The 16,439-nt window shown below is 35.0% G+C and carries 13 protein-coding genes, 1 other RNA gene and 1 other annotated feature; of the genes, 12 read left to right on the top strand and 2 right to left on the bottom strand.

The window, feature by feature from the left end:
* Window positions 1–5: 5 nt before the first annotated feature.
* Complete coding sequence (locus ACH6CY_RS11965) at window positions 6–662, top strand: DUF421 domain-containing protein (RefSeq protein ID WP_374067571.1); 657 nt, start codon at window positions 6–8, stop codon at window positions 660–662.
* Here the strand turns inward: ACH6CY_RS11965 and spoVB are convergent.
* A complete protein-coding gene (gene spoVB, locus ACH6CY_RS11960) occupies window positions 659–2,212 on the bottom strand; it encodes a stage V sporulation protein B (RefSeq protein WP_374067570.1) in 1,554 nt (517 codons plus the stop codon). The two genes, ACH6CY_RS11965 and spoVB, sit on opposite strands and share 4 nt — an antisense overlap.
* Window positions 2,213–2,331: 119 nt before the next feature.
* Here spoVB and ACH6CY_RS11955 point away from each other — a divergent pair, with 119 nt between their 5' ends.
* The 7 genes from ACH6CY_RS11955 to dtd all read left to right on the top strand — a co-directional run bounded on the left by ACH6CY_RS11955 (window position 2,332) and on the right by dtd (window position 11,328).
* Entirely contained in the window at window positions 2,332–2,643 is a 312-nt protein-coding gene (locus ACH6CY_RS11955; RefSeq protein WP_374067568.1) for a post-transcriptional regulator, read from the top strand.
* 108 nt (window positions 2,644–2,751) lie between these two features.
* Window positions 2,752–5,007, top strand: coding sequence for a protein translocase subunit SecDF (gene secDF, locus ACH6CY_RS11950; RefSeq protein ID WP_374067567.1), 2,256 nt, complete (start codon window positions 2,752–2,754; stop codon window positions 5,005–5,007).
* Window positions 5,008–5,175: 168 nt separating this feature from the next.
* Entirely contained in the window at window positions 5,176–5,517 is a 342-nt protein-coding gene (locus ACH6CY_RS11945) for a LapA family protein (protein WP_374067566.1), read from the top strand.
* Between the two features lie 68 nt (window positions 5,518–5,585).
* A complete protein-coding gene (recJ, locus tag ACH6CY_RS11940) occupies window positions 5,586–7,940 on the top strand; it encodes a single-stranded-DNA-specific exonuclease RecJ (protein ID WP_374067565.1) in 2,355 nt (784 codons plus the stop codon).
* Complete coding sequence (locus tag ACH6CY_RS11935; protein ID WP_374067563.1) at window positions 7,930–8,448, top strand: adenine phosphoribosyltransferase; 519 nt, start codon at window positions 7,930–7,932, stop codon at window positions 8,446–8,448. The genes recJ and ACH6CY_RS11935 overlap by 11 nt, the downstream gene beginning before the upstream one ends.
* A 212-nt stretch (window positions 8,449–8,660) precedes the next feature.
* The gene (locus ACH6CY_RS11930; RefSeq protein WP_374067562.1) at window positions 8,661–10,862 is read left to right on the top strand and encodes a RelA/SpoT family protein; all 2,202 of its coding nucleotides are present in this window, start codon (window positions 8,661–8,663) and stop codon (window positions 10,860–10,862) included.
* A gap of 19 nt (window positions 10,863–10,881) precedes the next feature.
* Complete coding sequence (gene dtd, locus ACH6CY_RS11925) at window positions 10,882–11,328, top strand: D-aminoacyl-tRNA deacylase (RefSeq protein WP_374067561.1); 447 nt, start codon at window positions 10,882–10,884, stop codon at window positions 11,326–11,328.
* Window positions 11,329–11,375: 47 nt separating this feature from the next.
* On the opposite strand, the gene ACH6CY_RS11920 is transcribed toward dtd, so the two are convergent.
* The gene (locus ACH6CY_RS11920; RefSeq protein WP_374067560.1) at window positions 11,376–12,290 is read right to left on the bottom strand and encodes an N-acetylmuramoyl-L-alanine amidase family protein; all 915 of its coding nucleotides are present in this window, start codon (window positions 12,288–12,290) and stop codon (window positions 11,376–11,378) included.
* Between the two features lie 113 nt (window positions 12,291–12,403).
* Between ACH6CY_RS11920 and ACH6CY_RS11915 the strand changes: the two genes are divergently transcribed.
* The 4 genes from ACH6CY_RS11915 to ssrS all read left to right on the top strand — a co-directional run bounded on the left by ACH6CY_RS11915 (window position 12,404) and on the right by ssrS (window position 16,284).
* Window positions 12,404–12,577, top strand: coding sequence for a hypothetical protein (locus ACH6CY_RS11915; RefSeq protein ID WP_374067559.1), 174 nt, complete (start codon window positions 12,404–12,406; stop codon window positions 12,575–12,577).
* 52 nt (window positions 12,578–12,629) lie between these two features.
* Window positions 12,630–12,865: a binding site (T-box leader), on the top strand.
* Window positions 12,866–12,965: 100 nt separating this feature from the next.
* Window positions 12,966–14,246, top strand: a complete 1,281-nt coding sequence (gene hisS, locus ACH6CY_RS11910; protein ID WP_374067558.1) for a histidine--tRNA ligase — start codon at window positions 12,966–12,968, stop codon at window positions 14,244–14,246.
* Window positions 14,247–16,010, top strand: a complete 1,764-nt coding sequence (aspS, locus tag ACH6CY_RS11905; protein WP_374067557.1) for an aspartate--tRNA ligase — start codon at window positions 14,247–14,249, stop codon at window positions 16,008–16,010.
* A 95-nt stretch (window positions 16,011–16,105) separates the two neighbouring features.
* Window positions 16,106–16,284: non-coding RNA, 6S RNA (gene ssrS / locus ACH6CY_RS11900), on the top strand.
* Window positions 16,285–16,439: the final 155 nt, after the last annotated feature.

Raw genomic sequence — 16,439 nt, 5'->3', positions numbered from 1 at the left:
ACGATATGGATATCGAAATAGGGAAATTAATTTTCAGAACAATTTTTACGTACAGTATGATTGTTCTTGTTTTCCGTTTGATGGGAAAAAGAGAGATTGGCGAGTTAAGTCTTTTAGATATTGTTATCTTTATTATGGTTGCTGAAATAGGTGCGTTTACAATTGAAGAACCGAAACGTCAACTACTGGAAGCAATTATTCCTGTGTTTATTTTATTAATTATTCAACGACTTATAGCCTGGGTGTCACTGAAAAGTAAAAAATTTAGAGATTGGTTTGAAGGAAAGCCGTCTGTTATTATTTCCTATGGAAAAATAGATGAATACGAAATGAAAAAACAACGATACAATTTGAACGACTTAATGCAACAATTGCGTGAGAATGGGACAAGAAGTATTGATGATGTTGCCTTTGCAATCTTGGAACCATCAGGTAAGTTATCTATCTTTGAGAAAAACGAAGATGGGAGTGAGGGCTATGTGTATCCTTTAGTGATGGATGGAGAAGTCCAACAAAGAAGCTTAAAAAAAATGAATAAATCAGCAGCATGGTTGATTGGACAATTAAATCAAAAAGGATACCCATCAGTAGAGGAGATATCCTTCTGTTCCATTGATAAAAAAGGGGAATGGTATATCGATATAAAAAATGAACGCCGTTAATTAATGAAGCGCTGAATTAAAGGGATTTGCCGTAACTCATCTTTAGTAATAAAACGTAAAATGAAAAGTAAGCAAATGTATAAAATAAAAAGTAAACTAAGTAAGCCAAGGAACACTTGTAAGCTAGATGAGTAGGATGGTATCCACTGCTTTAACACATAACTAATCAACCAAGTCGCTGCAACTAATAGGATCATTCTTAATACGTCTAGAGAAGGGATGTAAAATTTAGCAACTTTATATAATGTCGCTAAATGTAAAAAGGTTCCCAATACAAAGCCAACGGTGACTGAAATGGCGGCTCCCATAATGCCATAATTTGGATTTGTTGTTAGAGTAATTAATAAAATGAATTTAACAATTGTACTAATAATATTATTCCACATTGCAGGTTTAGCATAGTCTAGTGCTTGAAGCGCTGCGTTCAAAGGAAATTGAATATATAACAAAAGAAAAAAAGGAGCCATTAGCACTAAAAATGAACTAGCACTACTTGTTCCGTACATAAACATTAAGATCGGCTTAGCGAACATAGTTAAAATAACTGTTGCAATCGCTCCAGAAGCAAATGAAATCCGTATTGCTTGATGGATACGGTACTGAACTAAGTTATGCTGTTGCTTCGCTTCCGCTTCACTAATATTAGGTATTAAAGCAATTGCTAGTGAGTGTGTGATGAATGTAGGGAGAAATAGTAATGGAATCGCATAGCCAGTTAACGCACCGTATTGCTTGGTTGCAATTACTGTTTGTACCCCTGCAATCGCTAAACTTTGGGAGACAAGAATCGGTTCCAAAAAATTCGAAATAGACCCAACCAGTCTACTCCCAGTACTCGGTAAAGCAATAGAAAGTAATGATTTTAACGTCTGCTTTCCTGATGATAAATAAGCGAAAAATCGATGGTGTAAGGTGATCCGTTTATGAAAACGAAACATTCGTAGCATAAAGAGTAAAGAAATTAGTTCCCCTATAATGACTGAAATCATTGCGCCGCACGCTGCAAATTCAATACCGTACGGAAGTAATAGTTTAACAAAAAAAGCAACACAAGAAATTCGAACAATTTGCTCAATCACTTGTGCATAACTTTGTGGTTTCATATTTTGTCTACCTTGAAAGTAACCACGAATAACAGAAGCAATGGCACTAATCGGCACCATTGGCGTAATGGCAAGTAACGGGTATAGTGTACGTTCATCCGTCAAGAAATGCTTTGCAATTATAGGTGCACTAATAATCATTCCGATTGTAAACACAATACTTAACGTTCCGGTAATGGCTAGAGAGATGACTAATATTTTTTTAATTTGTCTTGTATTATTATTGGCTTCCGCTTCGGCAACACGCTTAGAAATAGCGATTGGTAACCCAAATTGGGATAAAGTATAAATTAAAAATAACGTGGGGAGCGCCATGTTATATAGTCCGATCCCTTCTTCCCCCATTAATCTTGCTACAACAATACGATTAATAAAACCTAATAATCTTGTAATTAATCCAGCCAAAACTAAGATAAGTGTACCTTTAACAAATGATTGCTTTGTCATTATTGCCAATCCTACCTTCTCAAAAAAATAAAATTCCTATACAATAATATATATGCACATAAGTTGGTCAAGCATGACAAGCAACTAAAATTCACATATTAAAAGGGAGAGCGGTTGTATTGACAATATTAAGAAAAGTAGACGATTGGCGTGTGTTTCTTTCTGTCGTATTAGAAAGTAAGACAGAAGAATTCAAGTTGATGGGGTATAAAGACACTACCGAGAATATCGTGTGGCAATGTTTAAAGCAAAAAGTGTGGAAAGGTAACCCGGAAAAACGTTTATATCAAATTGTTGAGGATATTTTGCATCTGAATACAAATATATACATGAGTTATCTAACTGTTCAATCATATCAACAGGATGATTTAATGGCATCTATTGCAGCACTTACTGAAAATGAAGGCCAAGACAACGGAATTTCTAATTGACATTAATACTTATTGGTAGCATAATACGTTTGAAACTAAAAAAAGAATATATATGAAAAGACTTGCTTGATTCTATCATGTAAATCAAGCAAAGGAGGCGTAATACATATGGTGAAACGAGGCAGAATAATTGCCTTTTTTCTGATTGTACTCACACTTATTGGGACAATTGGAACAACAATAACAGGAATTACAAAAGATATGAAGTTAGGGTTAGATCTACAAGGTGGAGTAGAGATATTATATGAGGTGGAGCCACTAGATGAAAGTCAAGACATCAATATAGATGTGTTAGAAGCAACCGTTGAGTCACTTAGACAGCGTGTTGATGTACTAGGAGTTAGTGAACCGAATTTTAATATAGAGGAACCCAATCGCATTAGAGTGCAACTAGCGGGAATTGAGAATGAAGACGAAGCAAGAGAATTATTGTCTACTTCCGCAAGACTATCTTTTCGAGATGTCGAAGATAAGGAATATTTAGATGGATCAAATATCGTCGAAGGTAGTGCAAGGCAAGATTTTGATCCTAATACGAATCAACCAATTGTAACAGTAGAGTTTAAAAGCACATCCGCTTTCGGAGATGCAACAAGAGAAATTATGAATAATCAAAACTTAGCTAATCGCATGGTAATCTGGATGGATTATCAAGAAGGGGACTCTTTTGAAGCAGAGTCGTCAAAAGCAGATCCGAAGTATATTTCTGCTCCTGGATTCGATGAAGTGTTAAATAATAAAAATATTATGATTTCAGGTAATTTCACTGTTGAATCAGCAAAGCAATTAGCTGATATATTGAATGCTGGATCACTACCAGTAAACTTAGTGGAAAAATACACCACATCTGTCGGTGCACAGTTTGGTATGCAAGCAATGGATAAAACGATCTTTGCTGGAATGCTTGGTGTAGCATTTATATTTTTATTTATGCTTGTTTATTACCGCTTCCCAGGATTTATTGCCGTTGTATCATTAAGTTTATATATTTACCTTGTCTTACTTGTATTTGAACTAATGAATGGCGTATTAACATTACCGGGAATTGCCGCATTAATACTAGGTGTCGGTATGGCTGTTGATGCAAATATCATTACGTATGAACGGATGAAGGAAGAGTTAAAAGAAGGTAAATCGATTATGGCAGCCTTTAAGGCGGGAAATAGTAACTCATTATCTACTATTTTTGATGCTAATATTACGACATTAATCGCAGCTACGGTTTTATTTATATTTGGTACAAGTTCTGTAAAAGGATTTGCGACATTACTAATTGTGAGTGTCGTATTAAGTTTCATTACTGCAGTCTTTGGTGCTAGATTCTTCCTTAGCCTTTGGGTGAAAAGCAGATTTTTAAATAAACGACCAAGTTGGTTTGGTGTGAAAGAATCGCAAATTAAAGATATTGCTGATCCGACAGAAGTAGAATCTACTGTTTTTGGTCGTCAATTTGACTTTGTCAAACATCGGAGAAAATTCTTTTTAACATCTGGCGTATTGTTTGTAGCAGGAACATTGTTCTTAAGCATTTTTGGTTTAAACTTAGGGATAGACTTTACTAGTGGTTCTCGTGTTGAAATTAATGCAGGGAATACTGTTTCTGTAGAAGAGATGGAAAATCACTTTGAACAGTTAGCGTTAGAGCCAGAAAAAATTGTACTTTCAGGAAATGATAATGAAATTGCTGTCGCTCGTTTTGATTCAAAATTAGAAAAAGAAACGGTTGCAACGATTCAGACACATTTCAATGATGCTTATGGCACTGATCCGAATATAAGTACCGTTTCACCTGTAGTCGGAAAAGAATTAGCTAAAAACGCACTGTTAGCAGTGTTGTATGCATCTATTGGGATAATCATCTATGTAACAATTCGCTTTGAATTTTATTTTGCTTTAACAGCAATATTAGCATTATTACATGATGCATTCTTTATTTTAGCGCTGTTTAGTATTACACAGTTAGAATTTGATATTACGATTATCGCTGCGATCTTAACAATTGTAGGATATTCGATTAATGATACGATCGTTACTTTTGATCGGATTAGAGAAAATCTAAAAAACAAGAAACGTGTTCGTTCCTTTGACGAATTAGCTGTTATTGTTAACAAGAGCTTAATGCAAACATTAGGGAGAAGTATTAACACGGTGTTAACTGTCATTGTTGCGGCAGTTATGCTGTATATTTTTGGCGCAACATCAATTACTAACTTCTCTTTCGCATTAGTCGTAGGATTGATCGCTGGTACTTACTCTTCGTTATTTATAGCTGCACAGGTATGGTTAATTTGGAGAGGAAGAAATATCAAAGAGAAACCTATTGTCTATGTTAAAAAGAAAAAGAATGATGGACCAGTAGTATAAATAAAGTGAGCATCATATTATTTAAAACTAATTTATCATTTTAACCAATGATAATAGCAATAAGGGAAGCTCTCCTTGATTTGGTTTAAGGAGAGTTTTTCTGTGGAATAAATAAAAGAATATTGTAGATGGGTAGCTAGTATTTACTTTAGAGAAAGGGTGTTAATGTTGAGAGGTCAAACATATATTATTTCTGCATTAGTTTTTGCTCTTATTGTGGCTATTTTCGCTGTTATTAATGGAGAAGCTGTAACAGTAAATTACTTATTTGGTACAGGGCAAGTCCCGTTGATTCTTGTTATTCTAATTTCTGCTCTCATGGGAGGACTTATAACAGGTGGGTTTGGCTTGTTTCGATTAGTGAAGTCACAACGAAAAATACGTGTGCTCCAAAAGGAGAATGAGGAGCTAAAGGTAAATGCAACTAATCAATTAAGTGAGGATACATCGAATCAACATTTTACAGCATACGAAGAGCAATCTCCCTCAGATGAATCAACGAAATCTTAAAAAATGATTACAATTTATTTGAACCCCCTGACTCACTGCTGTATAATAAATTGGTCAGGGGTGAATTTATGTTACAAAGTCAAGCAAAGTGGGAATTTAAAAATGATGAAATGAAGGCATTGAAAGGAACAACTTTTCATGGTTTAGGGTTACCCCCTTTAATTGAACATTTATTAGTAAAGCGTGGTATTAAAACAAAAGAAGAAGCGATATCTTTTTTAGAACCGAATCTTGACGACTTATATCATCCATCATTATTAACTGATATTGAAAAAGTGAAAAAACGTATTCAGCAAGCAATTGATAATGAAGAAAGTATTCTAGTATTTGGAGATTACGATGCAGATGGTGTAAGTGCTACTGCTGTTTTAATAGAAACACTACGAGAGCTAGGAGCGATGTGTGATTATTATATACCTAACCGTTTTACGGAAGGGTATGGACCTAACGAACAAGCATTTCGTAAGGCATATAACCAAGGCTTTCAGCTAATTATAACTGTCGATACAGGAATTGCGGCTTTTGCTCCCGCGCAATTAGCAAAAGAATTAGGCATCGATTTGATTATAACGGATCACCATGAGGTTCAATCTGTTTTACCAGATGCTTATGCTATTATACATCCAAAATGCTCCACTGCTTACCCTTTTAAGGAACTAGCTGGTGTTGGTGTGGCATTTAAACTAGCACATTATCTACTTGGTTATTTTCCGAAACAGTTTTTAGATCTAGTAGTAATTGGAACCATTGCTGACCTTGTTCCACTTGTAAGTGAGAATCGTATATTAACTTATCATGGATTAAAAGCAATCAGTCAAACAAAGCGTCCGGGCATAAGCGCATTAAAAAAACTCGCCGGGATATCAAATGCCGTATCTGAAGAAGATATTGGTTTTTTAATTGGACCTAGAATTAATGCTGTTGGGAGATTACAAAGTGCTTATCCTGCTTTAGAATTACTTTTATCCGAGGATGCAGAACAAGCGGACTCGATTGCAACTGAGATTAATGATATAAATCAAAAACGACAAAAAATTGTTTCGGGCATTACAGAAGAAGCTATTGGCCATGTTGAAGAAAATAAAGAGGCAAATAAACAGGTCATTGTTGTTGCGCAAGAGGGTTGGAATGAAGGGGTGTTAGGTATTGTCGCGTCTAAATTAGTGCGCTTATACCAACGACCAGCGGTTGTACTAACGCTTCAACCAGACAAACAAAGAGCAAAAGGATCAGCGCGTAGTATACCTGCTTTTGACTTATTTGAAAATGGGATGGAAATAAAAGATTTATTCGAACAATTTGGTGGACATGCACAAGCAGCTGGTATGACGCTGTCCATTGACGATGTTGATCGTATCCGAATCGCATTAAATCAATTAGCTAAACAAAAATTAGCAATCGATGATTATAAAGAAAAACTTGAAATCGAACAAGAAATCGCATTAGATGATGTGGATATCAAGCTAATTCAGTCATTAGATCAATTAGCACCATTTGGAATGGGGAATCCAAAGCCATTATTTCATATAAAAGCTAAACCAATTGAATTACGTCAGATTGGTAGCAAAAAAAATCATTTAAAAGCAGCCTTTCAAGGTGAAAGTCAACGGATGCAAGCAATCGGATTCGGAATGGGTGGCCTATATCACTTAATTAGTCCACAAGCCGATATGGAAATGGTCGGTTTTTTACAAATAAATGAGTGGAATGGTAGAAAGAACACACAAATGATGATCCAGGATGTGTCCGTAAAAGAATGGCAACTATTTGATTTTAGAGGATCAAAATTATGGATGAAGCAAGTTGCTAATTTCGACAAAAATAGCACCGCAATTATTACGTTTCAAACAACCTCTAATAACGTTTCATATCCTTTTAAACATTATCATTTTGATCAATTACAAAATGAAGAGAGTAAGCGTGTATTAAGCGAATATAAAACAATTATTCTTGTAGAACTACCAAAGAACCTTAAAGATATTCAAATGTTAATGGAATCGGTTACGCCTGAAAATATGGTTGTGACTTATCAACTAGAGGATAACGAGTTATCACAAGCTTTTCCTAATCGTAATGATTTCAAATGGTTTTATGGTATGTTACTTAAACGTAGAAATTTCTCTCTTTCATCTGATATACCTTTATTAGTAAAACATAAAGGTTGGAAAAAAGACAAAATTGAATGCATTATTAAGGTGTTTTCTGAATTGGAATTTGTTAAAATAAATGATGGGATTATCCGACCGGTAGATCAACCATCAAAACGTGACCTTACTGAATCTCAACTATATCAAAAAGTGATAGAACAAGCGGAGATTGAAAAAACAATGTACTATTCAACATATCAAGAATTAAAAGACTGGTTAACAAGCCAAATGGAGCAACATCGCTCGATTAAGGAGGAAATGATTTATGGATTATAAATCGTATATTACTGTAGTAGAAGATTGGCCAAAAGAAGGTGTTCAGTTTAAGGATATTACTACGTTGATGGACAATGGAACCGCTTATAAATCGGCTGTAAATGAGATAGTAAAATATGCTGAGGAAAAGCAAATTGATCTTGTAGTGGGACCGGAAGCACGTGGATTTATCGTTGGTTGCCCTGTTTCCTATGCGTTAGAAGTAGGATTTGCTCCTGTTAGAAAAGAGGGGAAATTGCCGCGTGAAGTGATTAAAGTTGATTATGGTTTAGAGTATGGAACGAATGTTCTTACGATTCATAAAGATGCGATTAAACCAGGTCAACGTGTATTAATAACAGATGATTTGTTAGCAACAGGTGGTACGATCGAAGCAACAATAAAATTAGTTGAAGCTTTAGGTGGAATTGTTATTGGTTGCGCCTTCTTGATTGAGCTTACATATTTAAATGGTCGTGACAAATTAGATGGCTATGATATTCTTACACTAATGGAATACGAAGGATAATATATCGGAAAAGGAGTGCCTTTTGACAAGGTACTCCTTATTTTGCAATTCATCTGCAGAAATTGTTGTGAAATGTTAAAAAGAAAGTGCTAAAATGAGGTCAAACCATTGTATCAATGGTGAAAATCTTTTATTATACTAGATAACGTTATTATTATAATTTAATTATTTTTTCTAAATGAACAGAAGGTAAAAAGGACAAAGGTGATAAAATGTCAAAGGATAATATTCTAACAGCTGAAGACGTGATTGAACAGGCATCCCAGTATCTTTCCACAGAAGGTACTGATTTTATTAGACATGCATATGAATATGCAAAAAAATCGCATGCTAATCAATTTAGAAAATCAGGTGAACCATACATTATTCATCCTATACAAGTTGCAGGCATACTAGTTCATTTAGAATTAGATCCAGAAACAATTGCTGGTGGTTTTTTACATGATGTCGTTGAAGATACAGATACGACGGTACAAATGATAGAGCAGGCATTTAATAGTGAAGTTGGAATGCTTGTTGATGGTGTGACTAAGCTTGGAAAAATTAAATATAAATCAAAAGAAGAGCAGCAAGCTGAAAATCATCGTAAAATGTTTATTGCAATGGCCAAAGATATTCGAGTCATTTTAATTAAACTTGCTGATCGTCTCCATAATATGCGCACGTTGAAGCATTTGCCGGCTGAAAAGCAACGACGAATTTCAAATGAAACATTAGAAATATTCGCTCCTCTTGCACATCGGTTAGGAATATCTGCAATTAAATGGGAATTGGAAGATATTGCTTTACGTTATTTAAATCCGCAGCAATATTATCGAATTGTTAATTTAATGAAGCAGAAAAGACAGGAGCGTGAACATTATATTGAAGAAGTAATGAAAGAAGTGCAAAGTCAGCTAGAAGAAGTAAATATACATGCTGACTTCTCTGGTCGCCCAAAGCATCTATATAGTATCTATCGAAAAATGATTTTGCAAAACAAGCAGTTTAATGAAATTTATGACTTATTAGCTGTTCGAATCATTGTGGATAGTATTAAGGATTGTTATGCAGTTTTAGGTATTATTCATACAGGATGGAAGCCAATGCCAGGCAGATTTAAAGATTATATCGCAATGCCTAAAGCTAACTTGTATCAGTCACTTCATACAACAGTGATTGGACCTAAAGGTGCACCACTAGAAGTCCAAATTAGAACAAAAGAGATGCATGATATAGCTGAATACGGCATTGCAGCGCATTGGGCATATAAAGAAGGCCAAAAACTAGAGCAGGACAGAGCAAATTCGGAAGAAAAGCTTGCTTGGTTTAGAGAAATTATAGAGTGGCAAAATGAAACAAATGATGCAGAAGAATTCATGGAGTCTTTAAAAGTTGATTTATTTTCAGATATGGTCTATGTTTTCACTCCTAAAGGAGACGTAATTGAGTTACCTGCTGGGTCTGTTCCAATTGATTTTGCTTATAAAATCCATACGGAAGTTGGTAATCAAACGATTGGAGCAAAAATTAACGGAAAAATGGAGCCGCTTGATTACAACTTAAAAAATGGCGACATAGTTGAAGTGATGACATCTAAACATTCCTATGGCCCTTCACGTGACTGGATAAAAATCACTCAAACATCACAAGCGAAAAATAAAATTAAACAGTTTTTTAAAAAGCAACAACGCGATGAAAATGTGGTCAAAGGAAAAGAAGCAGTTGACAAGGAAATTAAACAATTGGGAGTTGAACCGAAAGAAGCAACTACTAATGATAATTTAACTCGTGTTGCCAATCGATTTAATTTTGTTAGTATCGATGATATGTTTGCGGCTGTCGGTTATCAAGGCATTACTGCAGCACAAATTGCCACACGTTTAACTGAAAAACTAAGAAAAGAAGAGAAAAATCAAATATTAGAACGAACAATTGAGGATGCACAGAAGCAAACCGTCAAGCCAAAGTCACCTAAAAAGAAAGATTCCGGTGTTAAGGTAGAGGGTGTTGATAATTTATTAGTTCGTTTAGCCAAGTGTTGTAATCCTGTTCCTGGTGACGCTATTGTAGGCTATATTACAAAAGGCCGTGGTGTTTCTGTTCATCGAAAAGATTGTCCGAATATGCAAACGGAACAACTTGATTATCGATTATTAAATGTAGAGTGGGAAAATGCAGGTACACAGTCGAAACAGTATCATGTTGATCTTGAAATATCAGGATATGATCGCCGAGGATTGTTAAATGATGTGTTACAAACCGTTAATGAAATGCGAACAAACATTATTGCAGTAAATGGCCGGTCAGATCGAAACAAAATGGCAGTTGTAAACCTTACGATATTAATTCATAATATCGATCATTTGCGAAAAATTGTTGATCATTTAAAACAAATCAAAGATGTTTATACAGTAGAAAGAGTTATTCAGTAGTTCTAAAGGAGTTTTATAAATGAAAGCAGTTATTCAACGAGTATCAAAAGCTAGTGTGCGTGTGAATCAAGAAACAGTTGGAGAAATAAAAGAAGGTATTTTAGTTTTGCTAGGAGTAACCGACGATGATACAGAAGCTGATGCAGCATACTTAGCGAATAAAATAATTAATTTGCGAATTTTTGAAGATGAAAGCGAAAAAATGAATCTTTCTTTAAAAGATAAAAATGGCGAATTATTATCTGTATCTCAGTTCACTCTTTATGGTGACACGCGTAAAGGAAGGCGTCCAAACTTCATGAGCGCTGCACGTCCAGAGATTGCACAACAATATTATGAATATTTTAACGAACAAATACAACAGGCAGGCATTCCTGTTGAAACTGGTGTTTTTGGCGCGATGATGGAAGTGGATAGTGTCAATGATGGACCGGTCACATTAATTATTGATAGTAAAGACAAATAGTTAGCGGGCACATTATTCCCTCTAACTATTTGTCTTTATTGTATCGATTACTTATTTATAGCGTTTGAAAAATATCTCTGTAAGCCCGCAATTATCCCTCTACTGATTTTTTTTTGGTATATGTTCGTCTGTACTCGTTCTTCTTCAGATGTATTTGAAATAAATCCAAGCTCTAGTAATAATCCAGGTGTATGATTTGTTCGAAGCACTTGAAAATCGCCAAATTGCACATTGCGGTCGTTACTTTTTGTAGTTTTAATCAATTCCTCATGCACGAACTTGGCGAATGTTTTGTCTTTATCATCGTAATAATAAGTTCCAATGCCACTTGCGCTTGGATATTGTGGTGTACTATTATAGTGAATACTTAAAAATGCATCAGCTTTCAAATGATTTGCATAGCTAGCTCTAGGCGTAAGTGATATGAAGCGATCACTTGAGCGAGTTAAATGAACAATTGCACCTAGCTGTTCTAAATAACTTTTAATATTTAATGCGGTGTTAAGTGTGTACTCTTTCTCATAAGTATCACTAACACCGGTTGCTCCAATGTCTCTTCCACCGTGACCAGCATCTAACACAATCACTTTTTGTTTTAAAGTGGAAATGGATTGGGGATTGATTTTCTTTTGATCTAATTTGATGGTACCTTCATCTGAAGAAGGCTCTTTATCCTCATCAATATTCATTTGATTTTGTTTATCAATTTCTATGTATTCCTTTGCTACCCAACCAGAACGATCGATATATTTAATTTTTACCCAGTGCTGTTGCTCATCCATAAGTGAATAGCTTTCACCTTGATTTACTTCCCCAATTACATCATAACCTAGACCTGGCCCATTTCGGACCTGAAGATCATTTACTTGAATGATTACATCAGCTGCATAAGTAATGGTAGAAAAGGACAGGATAATGGCAAATAAGATGAAAACAGTTGCCCATTTCAAAGATTGGTGCATTTTCCTATTCCTCCAATTTTAGGATGGTTACTTGTCTCTTTATCATAATCAATGATGCATCTGTAAGTCAAAATTTTTTTAATCGGTAACGAAAGGATAGAGAGGTGATTCGATTGCGCAAACCGATAAAAATGCATCTATCTCAGGAACATACATCTTTGTTTGGTATTGATTTTCAACAATATGTATTGCTAGAAGTGGAACAACATAACTTAGAAATTTCGGAAGAATTAGGGATTTCATTAAAGGATGTGCATAAACTAAAAGAAAAATTAAAACGATCTTGACAATTCATTGGGCAAACAGTATTATTATAAGCAATTCTAATTTCGTATTAAATAAAAACCAATGAGGGAAACAGTAGTTTAGATATGTGAGAAAAGAGAGAGAATCTCATCGGCTGAAAAGATTCTTACTTAACGTCTAAGTGAAAGACATTCTGTAGGTGTTGTATTGAAAAAAATAGTAAATGCAACCGTAATAACAGGCGTTAACTGTTAAAGTGGAAATACTATACTGCTATAGTAAGTGTATTTCAACTAGGGTGGCAACACGGGTTAACTCTCGTCCCTTTTTTAAGGGATGGGAGTTTATTTATGTTTGTTCGAATTGGCAGAAATGTCTAAAAATTTTACTAAACATGATAACTGGTTATTAAATAGGGAGGAATGTGACGTGATTAATTTACCACGAGGAACACAAGATTTATTGCCGGAACAAACTAAAAAGTGGCAATATGTTGAAGAACAATTTAAAGCATTATGTCGTACATACAATTATAAAGAGATTCGCACACCAATTTTTGAACATACCGAGTTATTTCAAAGAGGTGTAGGTGATACCACGGATATTGTGCAAAAAGAAATGTATACCTTTAAGGATAGAGGAGATCGAAGTTTAACCCTTCGCCCGGAAGGAACTGCATCTGTAGTCAGAGCTTTTGTTCAACATAAATTATTTGGAAACCCAACACAACCAACGAAATTATTTTATATTGGCCCTATGTTTAGATATGAGCGCCCTCAACAAGGGAGAATGAGACAGTTTGTTCAATTCGGTGTTGAAGCGCTAGGAAGTGCAGATCCAGCAATAGATGCGGAAGTAATGGCCTTAGCAATGAATTTGTACCAATCATTAGGACTTAAATCACTGAGACTTGTTATGAATAGCTTAGGAGATAATGAAAGTAGAACGAATCATCGGAAGGCATTGATTAAGCATTTTGAGCCATATCAAAAAGAATTATGTAGTGATTGTCAACTACGTTTGCAAAAAAATCCTTTGCGTATATTGGATTGCAAACAAGATAAGGAACATCCTGCAATGCAGACTGCACCGTCTATTTTAGATCACTTAAATACGTACTCAAAGTCCTATTTCGAACAAGTAAAAGATTATTTAGATCAGATGGGGATAGATTATGTGATTGATCAAAATTTAGTTCGAGGTTTAGATTACTATAACCACACAGCCTTCGAAATTATGAGCAATGCGGAAGGTTTCGGTTCGATTACCACATTATCAGGTGGTGGCCGTTATAATGGTTTAGTAGAAGATTTAGGAGGGCCTGAAACACCAGGCATTGGATTTGCTTTAAGTGTTGAGCGTCTACTCATGGCATTGGAAGCAGAAAACCTAGCTTTACCTTTAGATGAAGCATTGGATTGTTATGTCATAGCGATGGGAGACGATGCGGAGAAAAAAGCTGTTGAGTTAGTTTACACATTAAGAAAAGCTGGAATTCAAGTGGATAAGGATTATCAGGGGAAGAAATTCAAAGCGCAGTTTAAAACAGCTGATCGATTACATGCTAAGTATGTAATTATATTAGGAGAAGAAGAATTAGCAAATGATGTTGTGAATCTGAAAGAAATGGCTACAGGAAAACAACAACAAATAAAAATAGATGAAATTGATGCTACATTCAAGCGATTTGTTCAAGGAGGTATAAATTAAATGCAGCAATCAAGACAGTTAGCTGGTGAAATAAAAAAATCTAATGTTGGAAAAAATGTATGTTTAAAAGGATGGGTTCAGAAACGTCGTGACTTAGGCGGCTTAATTTTTGTAGATTTACGAGATCGTTCTGGAATTGTACAAATTGTTTTCAATCCAACTGTCTCAGAATCCGCGTTAACTATTGCTGAAACAATTAGAAGTGAATATGTGATAGAAGTGATAGGAGAAGTAGTTGAACGCAGTACTGATACAGTGAATGATAAAATGATAACTGGTCAAGTAGAGGTAATTGTATCTGAAATAACTGTTTTAAACGAAGCGAAAAACCCGCCTTTTTCTATTTATGAGGATAAAGATATTGCTGAGGAATTGCGTTTGAAATATAGATACTTAGATTTACGAAGACAGTCGATGCAGCAGACGTTTCAATTAAGACATCAGATGACGCAAGTGATCCGCCAGTTTCTAAATGATGAAGCATACTTAGAAATGGAAACACCAATGTTAACAAAAAGCACGCCAGAAGGTGCACGTGACTATTTAGTGCCAAGTCGTGTTCATCCAGGACACTTTTATGCATTACCACAATCACCACAATTATTTAAACAGTTGATTATGGTAGGTGGATTTGAACGATATTATCAATTTGCACGTTGTTTCCGTGACGAAGACTTACGTGCTGATCGTCAGCCAGAGTTTACACAAGTTGATATTGAAACATCCTTTATGTCAAGTGATGAGATTATGGCGATGACAGAACGAATGATGAAAAAAATAATGAAAGAAGTAAAAGGGATTGAACTCACATTACCTTTCCCACGTTTACGGTATGATGAAGCAATGGCTTGTTATGGTTCTGATAAACCTGATACAAGGTTTGATATGGAACTGATAGATGTATCAGACATTGTCAAAGATTCTCGTTTTAAAGTATTTAATAGCACCGTTCATGCTGGTGGAAAAGTAAATGCGATTAATGTAAAAGGACATGCTTCCGCATATTCTCGTAAAGACATCGATAAATTAACGGAATTTGTAAATGTTTATGGAGCAAAAGGATTAGCGTGGTTAAAAGTTGAAAATGAAGGGTTAAAAGGACCAATCGCTAAATTTTTCACTGAAGAAGAACAAATAGCTTTAACTACTACCCTTCAAGCTGAATCAAATGATTTATTGCTATTTGTAGCAGATAAGCAATCTGTTGTTTATGATAGCTTAGGTGCATTAAGACTGAAATTAGGTAAAGAATTAAATCTAATTGATGAAACACAATTTAATTTCTTATGGGTTACCGATTGGCCGTTGTTAGAATATGATGAAGATGCTGGTAGATATTTCGCAGCACACCATCCATTTACGATGCCTGCTAATGAAGATATTGATAAACTTAGTACAAATCCTGAACAAGTAAAAGCGCAAGCTTATGATTTAGTTTTAAATGGCTTTGAGCTAGGTGGAGGTTCATTAAGAATTCATAAGAAAGAACTTCAGGATAAAATGTTTGAGGTGTTGGGATTTACTAAACAAGAAGCGGATGAACAATTTTCCTTTTTGTTACAAGCATTACAATACGGTACACCACCACACGGAGGAATTGCAATTGGTTTTGATCGATTAGTGATGTTGTTAGCAGGTAAATCTAATTTAAGAGACACCATTTTATTTCCAAAAACAGCATCTGCTACGGATCCGCTAACAGAAGCACCAGGTACCGTAAGTGAAGATCAATTAAATGAATTGAACCTAACTATACAGGAGTAAACAGCGAAAAAATCGTAATAGAAACGCTTACAATTCCACTTGAAATTTAATTCGTTCTATGCTAAGATACAAATATAAGTTAATAAAAGTAATGCATATTCCTGATGTGTTCGTTGGATTATTAATGTTTTGACCGAACATTTATAATATTGGGAGCTTGACGTTTTTATGTTGCGTACACGCCTTGTTTTGGACGTATAATGCATAGAACAAAGCACCCACCTGCGAAGAGCGGGCCAAAACTTTTAAGTAAGACGGCACGATCGGGATTGCATTACTATACATAACAAAGAGGTTGGGACATAACCAAATCTTATACAATAAATGACGTTGGTGAGTAAAAAAACTCACCAACGTCATTTTTAAATTCATGTTCTAAGTGATGATATAGTTTTTATTTGAATATCTATCAAAGACGAGGAATAATGT

The organism is Paraliobacillus sp. JSM ZJ581 (assembly GCF_044383835.1).
Taxonomy (GTDB): domain Bacteria; phylum Bacillota; class Bacilli; order Bacillales; family Amphibacillaceae; genus Paraliobacillus.
Note: the sequence above shows the minus strand (reverse complement) of the source record. Positions and strands in the feature narration are given on the sequence as shown.